General features: G+C 72.6%; 11 protein-coding genes. 2 read left to right on the forward strand and 9 right to left on the reverse strand.

What is annotated here, in order from left to right; translation table 11 throughout:
• Positions 1–86 precede the first annotated feature (86 nt).
• From AB0A74_RS03450 to AB0A74_RS03480, 7 genes are all read right to left on the reverse strand, one after another.
• Positions 87–1670 (reverse strand): ABC transporter substrate-binding protein, encoded by a 1584-nt coding sequence (locus AB0A74_RS03450; RefSeq protein ID WP_358247290.1) that lies wholly within the window; start codon positions 1668–1670, stop codon positions 87–89.
• A gap of 256 nt (positions 1671–1926) precedes the next feature.
• Complete coding sequence (locus tag AB0A74_RS03455; RefSeq protein ID WP_358247291.1) at positions 1927–2877, reverse strand: Ppx/GppA phosphatase family protein; 951 nt, start codon at positions 2875–2877, stop codon at positions 1927–1929.
• Between the two features lie 68 nt (positions 2878–2945).
• On the reverse strand, positions 2946–4325 hold the full coding sequence (locus AB0A74_RS03460) for a lytic murein transglycosylase (protein WP_358247292.1): 1380 nt from the start codon (positions 4323–4325) through the stop codon (positions 2946–2948).
• A 112-nt stretch (positions 4326–4437) separates the two neighbouring features.
• A complete protein-coding gene (locus AB0A74_RS03465; protein ID WP_358247293.1) occupies positions 4438–4929 on the reverse strand; it encodes a DUF501 domain-containing protein in 492 nt (163 codons plus the stop codon).
• A complete protein-coding gene (locus AB0A74_RS03470; RefSeq protein WP_358247294.1) occupies positions 4926–5654 on the reverse strand; it encodes a septum formation initiator family protein in 729 nt (242 codons plus the stop codon). The genes AB0A74_RS03465 and AB0A74_RS03470 overlap by 4 nt, the downstream gene beginning before the upstream one ends.
• Positions 5654–6940 carry a phosphopyruvate hydratase gene (eno, locus tag AB0A74_RS03475; protein ID WP_343932619.1) on the reverse strand — a complete coding sequence of 429 codons (1287 nt, stop codon included), beginning with the start codon at positions 6938–6940 and terminating at the stop codon, positions 5654–5656. The genes AB0A74_RS03470 and eno overlap by 1 nt, the downstream gene beginning before the upstream one ends.
• Positions 6941–6949: 9 nt before the next feature.
• Positions 6950–8218 carry a cytochrome P450 gene (locus AB0A74_RS03480; RefSeq protein ID WP_358247295.1) on the reverse strand — a complete coding sequence of 423 codons (1269 nt, stop codon included), beginning with the start codon at positions 8216–8218 and terminating at the stop codon, positions 6950–6952.
• Between the two features lie 14 nt (positions 8219–8232).
• Here AB0A74_RS03480 and AB0A74_RS03485 point away from each other — a divergent pair, with 14 nt between their 5' ends.
• Positions 8233–8937, forward strand: a complete 705-nt coding sequence (locus AB0A74_RS03485) for an alpha/beta hydrolase (RefSeq protein WP_358247296.1) — start codon at positions 8233–8235, stop codon at positions 8935–8937.
• Positions 8938–9002: 65 nt separating this feature from the next.
• Positions 9003–9380, forward strand: a complete 378-nt coding sequence (locus tag AB0A74_RS03490) for a tetratricopeptide repeat protein (protein WP_358247297.1) — start codon at positions 9003–9005, stop codon at positions 9378–9380.
• Positions 9381–9559: 179 nt separating this feature from the next.
• Here the strand turns inward: AB0A74_RS03490 and AB0A74_RS03495 are convergent, their stop codons facing one another.
• Together AB0A74_RS03495 and AB0A74_RS03500 are read right to left on the reverse strand one after the other, a co-directional pair.
• Positions 9560–10405: a lytic murein transglycosylase gene (locus AB0A74_RS03495; RefSeq protein WP_358247298.1), complete on the reverse strand. Its 846-nt coding sequence runs from the start codon at positions 10403–10405 to the stop codon at positions 9560–9562.
• A gap of 57 nt (positions 10406–10462) precedes the next feature.
• Positions 10463–11044 carry a hypothetical protein gene (locus AB0A74_RS03500; protein ID WP_358247299.1) on the reverse strand — a complete coding sequence of 194 codons (582 nt, stop codon included), beginning with the start codon at positions 11042–11044 and terminating at the stop codon, positions 10463–10465.
• Between the last annotated feature and the right edge of the window lie 78 nt (positions 11045–11122).

The following is an 11122-nucleotide window of genomic DNA, read 5'->3' on the forward strand; positions in this document are numbered from 1 at the left end:
TTCGAGTTCCGACCCGCCCGGTGGGGGCGGGTCTTCGCGGCGGAAGGGCCGGCCCGCTCCCGCGAGCCGGCCCCGCTCGGGAGACGTCAGCCGACGACTTCCACGCTGTCCAGGTCGAGCTTGCGGAACGGGTGCAGGTTGGCCACCTTGAGCCGGTTCGACTTGCCGGCGATGGTGTTCTGCGTCCACAGCGGGATCACCGGCATGTCCGGCGCCATGATCCGCTCGGCCTCCAGGTACAGCTTGATCGCCTGGTCCTCGCTGGGCGCCTTGTCCGCCTCGGCCAGCTTCGCGTCGAACGCCGGGTTGGTGTAGAGGCCGTCGTTGGACGAGGATCCCGTGCGGTACAAGGGGGTCAGCCAGTTCTCGATCGACGGGTAGTCCGCGATCCAGCCCGCCCGGTACATGCCGGTCATCTCGTGCGCGTTCACCTTCTGCCGGAACTCGCCGAAGCTGGTGGACGGCACGAACCGCGCCTGCACGCCGAGCGTGTTCTTGATGCTGTTGGCGACCGCCTCGGCCCACTCCTGGTGGCCGCCGTCGGTGTTGGACAGCAGCACGATCTCACCGGTGTAGCCGGACTTCGCGAAGGACTCCTTGGCCTTCTGCGGGTTGAACGTGCAGTACTCGCCGCACTGGCCCTTCTGGTAGCCCTTCATCAGCGGGTGCACCCAGCCGTCGGCGGGCTTGCGCGTGCCCTCGAAGATCCGCTGGGTGATCTCCTCGCGGTTGATCGCCATGGAGATCGCGCGCCGCAGGTCCACGTTGTCGTAGGGCTTGAGGTAGAAGGGGAACGCGATGGTCTGCATGTTCAGCGTCTCGCGCTGCACCACCCGGTCGCCCAGGTCGGTCTCGTACTTCTGGCCCGCCAGCGCGTTGGGCGGCAGCTCCTCCATGAAGTCCAGGTTGTTCGCGACGAGGTCCGCGTAGGCCGCCTCGCGGCTCTGGTAGACCTTCAGCGTCAGGTCCTTGAACTTCGGCTTGTCGTCGCCCTTGTAGTCGTCGAAGCGGGTGAGCTTGATGTCCGTGCCGACGTTGCGGGAGGCGAACTTGAACGGCCCGTTGCCGATCGGCGCGGCCTCGAAGGCCTTCTGGTCCTTGAAGAACGCTTCCGGCAGCGGTGCGAAGACCTCGTACCCGATGGTCACCGGGAAGACGGAGAACGCCTCGGACAGCGTGATGGTGAACGTGTGCTCGTCGACGACCTTGAGGCCGGAGAGCTTGTCGGTGGCGGGCTTGGGCGCTTCCTGCGGTCCGTCCGGGCCGTCGGGGTCCTTCGGGTGGACCTCGGCGTAGCCCTCGATCTGGGAGAAGAAGCTGGCGCCCTGCGTGGCGTTCGGGCCGTACGCGGTCCAGTTCCAGGCGTCCACGAAGCTCTTGGCGGTGACCGGGCTGCCGTCGTGGAACGTCCAACCCTTCTTGATCGTGACGGTGAACAGCTTGGAGTCCTTGGTCTCGATCTTCTCGGCCATGGCGTTGACCGGCTGCGCGTCCTCGGCGCGGTACTCCACCAGCCCGGTGAACAGGGCGTCGATCACCCGGCTGCCGCCCGCCTCGGTGGTGTTGCCGGGCACCAGCGGGTTCTCGGGGTCGGTGTTGAAGATCGTGATGGCGGCGTCGGTGTTGGTGCCGGCCTGGTTCTGCGCGGCCCCGCACCCCGCCGCGACCATGACCGCCGCAAGGGCTACGGGAACTAAACGTGCACGTGACATGCGTCCTCCCACCTGTTCGGGGGTAACCGAGCAGAGTCGACCGCTTCCGCAGCGTGTGGGAGGACGCTATTAGTCCTGTGTCTCAGGCCACATGGGTGAAGTGATCACAACCTCGTCACGAACAATCCCATTTGACGCAGTGGTGAGGTATGAAGATCGGCTCGCCCGGACGGTCCACGCCGCCCGGCCTGAGCCGATCGTGTCGCTGAGCCGATCAGGTGAGCGAGAACGCGATGCCGTCGAGGATGTCGTGCTCGCTGGCCACCAGCTCCGTGATCCCTTGCGACGCGAGGTGTTCCGCGAGAGTCCGCACCACCAGCGCACCACCGTTGATCACGTCCACCCGCCCCGGGTGCATGGGGCCCAGCGCCGCGCGCTCGTCGTGCGTCATCGTCAGCAGCCGCGCGGTGACCTCGCGGATCCGGTCGATCGACAGCCGCGCCAGGTGGATCTCCTCCGAGTCGTAGACCGGCAGCTCCTTCGCCAGCGCCACCAACGTGGTCACCGTCCCCGCCACGCCGATCCACGTGTTCGCCTTCGCCGTGGGCACCGCCGCGAACGCCTCGGCCAACACCTCCGACGCCACGGCCACCGCCTGCTCCACCTGGGCCTCGGTGGGCGGGTCGTCGGGCAGGCAGCGCTCGGTCAGCCGGACGCACCCGATGTCCACCGACCGCGCCGCCTCCACGTCGCCGCGCACGCCGTCCCACGAGCCCAGCACCAGCTCCGTGGACCCGCCGCCCACGTCGGCCACCAGGAACGGCCCGTCCGCCGGCTCCAGGTCCGCCACGGCCCCGGTGAAGGACAGGCGCGCCTCCTCGTCGCCGGAGATCACCTCGGCCTCGACGCCGAGCACCTCGCGGGTCATGCCGAAGAAGTCGTCGCGGTTCGCGGCGTCGCGGGTGGCGGACGTCGCGACCATGCGGACCCGCTCGGTCCCCTTGCGGCGCAGGATGTTCGTGTAGTCGACCAGCGCGGCGCGCGTGCGGGCCAAGGCCTCCGGGTTCAGGACGCCCGTCGCGTCCACGCCCGCGCCCAGCCGCACCACGCGCATCTCGCGGTGCACGTCACGCAGCCGGCGGGACCCGTCGTCCGCCACGGTCACGTCCGCCACCAACAGGCGGATCGAGTTCGTCCCGCAGTCGATCGCGGCCACCCGCGCCATGCCGTTCGCCTCCCGAAGTCACCAACACGACTCGGGGGAGGAACCTACGCGCCCGCTCCCGTCCCGGCTCACGTGGGCTGCATGGTCGACGTCACCGAGGGCGGCGTCGAGTCCTCCGAGCGGACCGAGCTGGACGTCTCCGCGGGCGTGGTCTGCTCCACCGACGAGCTGGACTGCGGCGACGTCGGCTCGGACGTGGCCTGCTGCGAGCTGGACTGCGGCGCCGAGGAGTCCGAGGTGGTCGTCGGCGTCGTGGTCGACGGCGTGGTGGTCGTCGTGCAGCCCGGCGCGGGCGGGGTGGTCGTGGTCGGCGTCGTGGTGGGCGTGGTCGACGGCGGCGTGGTGGTCGGGCACGACGGGGCGGTCGGCACGAGCGTGATCGTCGTCGGCGACGTCCCCGGCGTGGTGGTCGTCGTCGGGCTGGTCGACGACGACGGCGGGTTCGTGGTCCCCGGGTCACCGGGCTGCCCCGGCTGACCCGGCCGGCCGGGCTGCCCCGGGCTGCCCGGCTGCGGGTTCCCCGGGCTGGTCAGGTAGTCGTCGTCCGACCCGGTCAACCCCGGGAGCGGCGTCACGCCGTCGGCGTAGGCGTCGGCCCAGTACAGGACCGTCCGCACGTACTCCTCGGAGTGGTTGTAGCGGAACACCGCGCGCGCCCGCTGCTGCGGGTCGGCCAGGTTCGCGCCGCCCGCGCACAGGTAGTTGCCCGCGCCGACGGTGGCGTCGAAGACGTTGTTCGGGTTGGTCTCGCCGTCGCCGTTGCCGTCGGCGGCGTACCCGGCCCACGTGGACGGGATGAACTGCATCGGGCCCACCGCGCGGTCCCACGTGGTGTCCTGGTCGTACCGGCCGCCGTCGGTGTCGCGGATGGCCGCCATGCCGGGACCGCCGTTGAGCACGGGCCCCAGGATCGGGTGGACGGTGTTGCCGGCGGCGTCCACGCGCCCGCCGCGGGCGTGGCCGGACTCGATGCGCCCGATGCCCGCGAGCAGCGACCAGTGCAGGTTGCAGCCGGGCGTCGTGGCGGACAGCTTGGTCGCGGCCTTCATGTACGCGTCGAGCATGACGCCGGGGATGCCGAGTTGACCCGCGACGGTCTCGCCGTCGAGCCCCTCGAACGGGCTGAGGTCGTCGCCGAAGTCCGACGGGTCGGCGGCCTCGGCCAGCAGCGCGGCGCTGAGCTCGTCCGCCTCGGGCAGCCGGCCGTTGACGCCGAGCGCGCCCGACTCGCTCAGGCTGCCCAGCACGTCACCCGCGCCCGGTGGCACGGCCTCGATGTCCGAGCTGCCGGAGATGTTGACCCAGTCGATGCCCGCGGTGCTGTGCACCAGCACGGGCACGAGCATCGCGCACGTCGCCGTCGCCGCCAGACCCCATTGGCGGGGCGTCAGCGTGGCCTGACGTAGTGCTCGGCGCTTGCGTCCCCGTCGTCGCTTCGGCACAGCCACGAACTCCAACTCCTCGGCGGTTCCCGCTTCGGCCCCGGGACCAGCGTGCCTGATCCAAACGGCCGTGTCACGGTCCCGGGTCCGTTCTCTGTCCGGAGAACTGCCCCTACGGTCAGTTTTTCACCTTTGACGCGCAATTCCCGCCCGGCCACTCGTCGGCGAGCAGCGCGAGGGCCTCGTCGCCGAAGGGGTTCACCCCGGGCCCGGCGGCCAGCGCGTGCGCCACGTGCACGTGGAGGCACTTCACCCGGCCCGGCATGCCGCCCGCGGTGACCGTCGTGCCCAGCGGTTCGATCGCGTCCCGCTCAGCCAAGTACAGCTCGTGGGCGCGCTGGTAGTGCCGCGCCAACTGTTCATCCGTCGCCAGCCGGTCGGTCATCTCCTTCATCACGCCGGCGCTCTCCAGCCGGCTGACGAGGGAGTTCAGCCGCGGGCAGGTCAGGTAGTACAGGGTCGGGAACGGCGTGCCGTCGGGCAGCCGCGGGCTGGTCTGCACGACCGCCGGGTGCCCGCTGGGGCACCGCGCCGCCACGGCGCGCATGCCGCGCGGGGTGCGCCCCAGTTGTTCGGCGACGATCGCCTTGTCCTCGTCGCTCACCGTCATCGTGCCGCCACCGAATCCCACAACTGCTCGTACCAGGCCTTGTCCGCCGCCGGCGCCGTCTTCGGGCGCTCCTCTTCCAGTTTCCGCTCCGCGTCGCCGGGCAGCTGCACCACGTAGGGCGTCTCCCCCGGCCGCACGTAGTGCAACCGCCGCCGCGCCTCGGCCTCCAGGTGGGCCGGGTCGGCCAGCTCGTGCTTGCGCTGCTCCAGCCGGTCCACCTCGGCGCGCAGGGTCTCCTGCGACGCGGTGACCTCGCGCAGCTCCTCGCGCTGGGCGAGGTAGGTCCGCAGGGGCACCGCGATGCTCAGCGCGAGCGCGCACACGACCATCGCCAGCAGCGCCGCCCGCCGGGTGCCGGTCATGCCGAACGCGCCGCCGGTGCCCTCGCGGGTGCGCGCCTTGGACTGCGGGCGCGCGGCCCGCGCGGCGGCCCGCGCGGCCTGTGCGGCGGCGCGGGCCTGGGCCGCCTTGCTCGGCCGCCGACCGCCCTCGCCGGCGTCGCCGCGCCCGCCGGCCCAGCGCGAGCCCGCGTTCCGGCCGCCGGACCCGACCGCGCCGGCCCGGCCGCCCGCCGTGCCGCTCTTCCCCGGGTCGCCCGAGCCCGAGCCGGTGCCGCGGCCGGTCCCGCCCGACGCGCGGGTGGTGCGGCCCCGGGTCGTCCGGTCAGGCCGGGACCCCGGCGCGGCGCCTCGGCCGCGTCGGGAACCCCGGTCCCCGTCCGCCATCAGCTCTCCGGCGTGTACCGCGGGAAGGCCAGGTCGCCGGCGTAGCGCGCGGCGTCGCCCAGGGCCTCCTCGATCCGCAGGAGCTGGTTGTACTTGGCCGTCCGCTCGCCGCGGGCGGGCGCGCCGGTCTTGATCTGGCCCACGCCGGTCGCCACCGCGAGGTCCGCGATGGTGGTGTCCTCGGTCTCGCCGGACCGGTGGGACATCATCGACTTGTAGCCGTAGGAGGTGGCCAGCGACACCGCGTCGAGGGTCTCCGACAGCGTGCCGATCTGGTTGACCTTCACCAGCAGCGCGTTCGCGGCGCGGCGGGAGATGCCCTCCTCCAGGCGCTCCGGGTTGGTGACGAACAGGTCGTCGCCCACCAGCTGCACCTTCTCGCCCAGCTCGGCGGTCATCTGGATCCAGCCGTCCCAGTCGTCCTCGGACAGCGGGTCCTCGATGGACACCAGCGGGTAGGAGTTGACCAGCTCGGTGTAGTAGCCGGTCATCTGCTCGGCGCTGCGCTTGCTCTTCTCGAACGTGTACGCGCCGTCGGCGAAGAACTCGGTGGCGGCCACGTCCAGGGCCAGCGCGATGTCGCGGCCCGGGGTGTAGCCGGCCTTCTCGATCGCCTGGAGGATCAGGTCCAGCGCGTCGCGGTTGCTGGACAGGTTCGGCGCGAAGCCGCCCTCGTCGCCCAGGCCGGTGCCCAGGCCCTTGCTCTTCAGCACGGACTTGAGCGCGTGGTAGACCTCGGTGCCCCAGCGCAGCGCCTCGCGGAAGGAGTCCGCGCCGATCGGGGCGATCATGAACTCCTGGATGTCCACGTCGGTGTCGGCGTGCGCGCCACCGTTGAGGATGTTCAGCATCGGCACCGGCAGGACGTGCGCGTTCGGGCCGCCCACGTAGCGGAACAGCTCCAGGCCGCTGGACGCCGCCGCCGCCTTCGCCACCGCGAGCGACACGCCGAGGATGGCGTTCGCGCCCAGGCGGGACTTGTCCGGCGTGCCGTCCAGGTCGACCAGCTTCTGGTCCACGACGCGCTGCTCGACGGCCTCGATGCCGACCAGCTCGGGGCCGATCTCGTCGAGGACCGCGGTGACCGCCTTCTCGACGCCCTTGCCCAGGTACCGCTTGCTGTCGCCGTCCCGCAGCTCGACCGCCTCGTGCTCACCGGTCGACGCGCCCGACGGCACCGCGGCGCGCTCCAGCGTGCCGTCGTCCAGCGCCACCTCTACCTCGACGGTGGGGTTGCCTCGCGAGTCCAGGATCTCGCGGGCGCCGACCTGCTCGATGACCGCCACGTGCGCTCCCTAGTCAGACCATGTCTTTACCGATGAGGAGCCTAGTTGGTGACCCACGGGTAGGCGTTTGACCCCGTTCTGGAAGTTCGAGCGCAGCCGCTGGGGCTCGCCGGCGGGCGCCAGCACGCCCGGCAGGCGCAGCACGGCGCCGAAAAACGCACGTAGCTGCACCCGCGCGAGGTGCGCGCCGAGGCAGAAGTGGGGGCCGTGGCCGAACGACAAGTGGTCGATGTCACGACGCCGCACAGCGAACCGGTGGGGTTCTGTGAAGACCCGCTCGTCCCGGTTGGCGGAGGAGAACCAGACGACGACCCGGTCCCCCTCGCGCACCGGGACGCCGGACAGCTCGGTGTCCCGGGTCGCGGTGCGCCGGAAGTGCATGACCGGCGTCCACCAGCGCAACACCTCCTCGACGGCGTTCGGCAGCAGCGCCGGGTCGCGCCGGAGCAGCTCGTACTGGTCGGGGTGGGACATCAGGGCGATCATGCCGCCGGGGATGCCGTTGCGGAGCGTCTCGTTGCCCGCGACGGAGAACAGCCAGAACAGCGTCTCGAACTCCTCCACGGCCACGTCGTGCCGCATGAGGTTGCTCATCACGTCGTCGCCGGGCTCGCGGCGCTTCAGCTCGCCCAGGGCGTGCGCGTAGGCGAGGAGGTCCGGCATGCCGCCGCGCGAACGCGGGTCGGGTTGCGGGTCGGGGCGCAGTTCGAGGGCTTTGAGCGCCATGTCGGTCATGCCGGTGGTGTCGCTGTTGCTGTGGGCGTAGTCGTCGTCCTGGTAGCCGATGACCCGGTTGCTCCAGTCGAACATCAGCGCGCGGTCCTGGTGGGGGACCCCGAACACCTCGGCGAGGGTGAGCAGCGGCAGGTCCGCCATGGCCTTGGTGAAGTCGTGGACGCCCGCGCCGGCGAGCGGCGCGACCAGGTCCTGCGCCCACCGCTCGACCTTGGCCTCCAGGTTGGCCACCGCGCGGGGCGTGAAGGCCTTGGTGAGCAGGCCGCGCAGGCGCGTGTGGTCGGGCGGGTCGGTGTTCAGCATCATCCGGCGCACGTAGGCGAGGTCCTCGGGCGTCGCGGGGTCGCGGATCTGGGTGCCGCCGCGCCAGGACGAGAACACGCCGGGGTTCTTGAGCACCGCGCGCACGTCGGCGTGCCGGAAGACGTGCACGGCGTCGTCGGCGCGGACGACGTCCCGCGCCCGCAGCCTGGCGAGGCTCTCGTGCGGCACTCCGCGCGTGTAGGTGTCCGGGTCGACGATCACCTCGACGTCACTGGCCATGCGAGGATTCTGGCGTGATCCACGTGGAGCGCGGCGGTTCCGGACCACTGCTGGTCCTCCTGCACGGGTTGGGCGCGACCGGCGAGGTGTGGCGCGGGGTGGTCGACCGGTGGCCCGGGTCGTGGCTGGCGCCCGACCTGCCCGGCCACGGCCGGTCCGCGCCGCTGGACCGGTACTCGTTCGGCTCGTTCGCGGCGGCCGTCGCGGCCGTGGTGCCCGCGGGGCCGGTCGCGGTGCTCGGGCACTCGCTGGGCGGCGTGGTGGCGCTGACCCTGGCCAGCGGGTGGTTCGGCGTAGAGGTCTCGGCCGTGGCCGGCGTGGGCGTCAAGCTGCGCTGGACCGGGGAGGAGTTGGAGCGCGCCGCCGGTCTCGCCGCACGTCCGCCGAAGGTCTTCGACACCCGGGCCGAGGCGGTCGAGCGGGCGGCCAAGCTCGCCGGCGTGCCGCTCGAACACGGGGTGGTCCCCGACGGTCCGGGCTGGCGGCCGGTGCTCGACCTGGCGGCCTTCGGCGTGGGCGCGCCGGACGTCGAGGGCTTGCTCGGGGCGGCGAAGGCCCCGGTCACCCTGGCCGCCGGCGAGCACGACCACATGTGCCCGGCCGCGGACCTCCACGCGGCCCTGCCGGGTGGAATGGTGCTGGCCGGGGTGGGTCACAACGCCCACGTGGAGCAGCCGGGGTCGCTCGACCCGGTCCTGGCGCGGCTGGGCGGGGCGTAGCAGAGGTCCTGTCATCCGGTCGGCTGTCGAGAACCGGCGCAAGCGCGGGTAGCGTTGATCGAACCATGACCGACAGCACCTTCGAGGCGTTCCGCCGAGCCGAGGCGCTGCTCGCGGACCGCCGCCCGCTGGAGGCGCTGCGCGAGCTGGCCGTCGTGCTCGAAGCCGCCCCGGACCAGCCGAGCGTGCAGCTCCTGGCCGGGCGGGCGTACCTGGGGTCGGCCCAGTTGAAGCGGGCCGAGGAAGCCTTCCGCAAGGTCCTGGAACTGGACCCGAGCGACTACTACGCGCGCTTCGCCCTCGGCCGGACCCTGCAACGGCAGAGCCGCCTGCCGGAGGCGCTGGCGCAACTGCGGATGGCGGCGGCCATGAACCCGACCCCGGAGTACCAGGAAGCGCTCGGCGAGGTCAGCGCCCGCCTGGCCGTCGAACGCGACCGCTGACCCCGCGAGGCCGCGTCGGCTTGTCGCGCCGCCTTCCGCTCCGATCACGCTTTCCGATCGGAGCGGAAGACGACGCGATGAGCCGACCCCCAAGCGGCCTCGCCGCGACGCCGAAGGCGGCGCCATCCAACACAGCAGGCGGCGCAATCCAACACAGCAGGCGGCGCGGTCCCACACCTTCAGCCCAGGCTGGCGCGGGCGTAGGCGTCGGCGCCGCTGAAGACCTTCTGCCCGTACTCCACGGACTGGTTGTAGGCGAGCACCGCCGCCCACCAGCCCTGCCCGGTGGCCAGGTCACGGCCGCCCGAGCACAGGTACCGCGCCGCCGCCAGGGCCGCGTCGTCGATGTTCTGCGGGTCCGGCGGGTTGCCGTCGCCGTTCGCCCGGACCGCGTACTTCGCCCACGTGGTCGGGATGAACTGCATCGGGCCCACGGCGCGGTCCCACGTGGTGTCGCCGTCCAGGGTGCCGCCGTCGCTGTCGTTGATCGCCTTCACGCCCGGCCGGCCGTCCAGCGGGATGCCGATGATCGGCTTCGACGGCCGCCCGTCCTCGCCCAGGCGGGCGCCGTGGATGGTGCCGTGGATGGACTCCACGCGGCCGATGCCCGCCAGCGTCGCCCACGACACCCGGCACGCCGGCTGCGCGGACTGCATGATCAGGTCCGCCACCGCGTACGCGCGCAGCGCCCGCGCCGGGATGTCGGTCTTCTCCGACACCGCCACGGCCCACGCGGTCAGCGGCTCCGCCGACGCGGTCTGCTGCTGGGACGGCGCGGCCTGGGGCGGCACCCCGCCGGCCACGCCGGGCGCGGCCGACCCCGGCTCCACCTCCTGGAACGGGACCGGGAACGGCGGGTCGGCCAGGTCGTGGACCTTCGGCCGGTTGAAGACGCTCAGGGCCCAGGCCCCGCCCGCCACGAACACCAGGAGCAGGACGACCAGCGCCAGCCGGCCGAGCAGGTTGCCTGCGCGACCGCGCGCCGTGGCGCGCGGTGTCGTTTTCTCGGGCGGCGGGACGACCACGCACCCCAGGCTACGTGTTTCCGCCGCCGACCCGACACGGAAGGGTGAAACCCCAGGTCAGGCCGTCGTCGTCGGGGTCACGGTGGTGACCTGCGGCGTGGTCGCGGTGGCCGACGACGTGGTCGGCTGCAGCGTCGGCGGCGTGCTCGTCGCCGGGGGTTGGGCCGTCGGCGGGGCCGACGTGGGCGGCGGGGTCGTGGCCGACGACGTCGCCTGGGCGCTCGTCGTCGGGACCACCACCACCGACGACGACGCGGACGGCAGCGTCGGGAACGGCACGTCCGGCAGCCCCGGCAGGTCGGGCACGCCCGGCGCCTCCGGAACACCCGGTCCCGGCGGCACCTGGCCGGCCGGCGGCGACGCCCCCGGTGTGGCCGCCTGGCTGCGCGCCGCCGTCCGGCGCTCCGGCGGCTCCCCGATCAACGCCGCCGGGTCGTCCACGCCGGGCGCGGTGGTGCGGAGGCTGACCAGCGTCGGCCGGGCCGGCGCGTCCGTGCGCCGACCCTGCTCGACCGGGTCCTCCGATTCCACCCCGAACGTCAACACCAGCGCCAGGACGCCGCCCAGCGCCGCCAGCGGCACCAGGACGACCGCCGAGACGCACCCGCGACCGCTGCGCGGCAACTCACGATGACTCACGAAACCCGAACCCCCGACCCCGATCTTGCGTGCTACTCATTGATCGGTTCGGGGGCACCGGTCGCAACCACCGCCGCA

It is taken from the genome of Saccharothrix sp. NPDC042600 (assembly GCF_040647305.1).
In the GTDB taxonomy this organism is placed as follows: Bacteria; Actinomycetota; Actinomycetes; order Mycobacteriales; family Pseudonocardiaceae; genus Actinosynnema; species Actinosynnema mutabilis.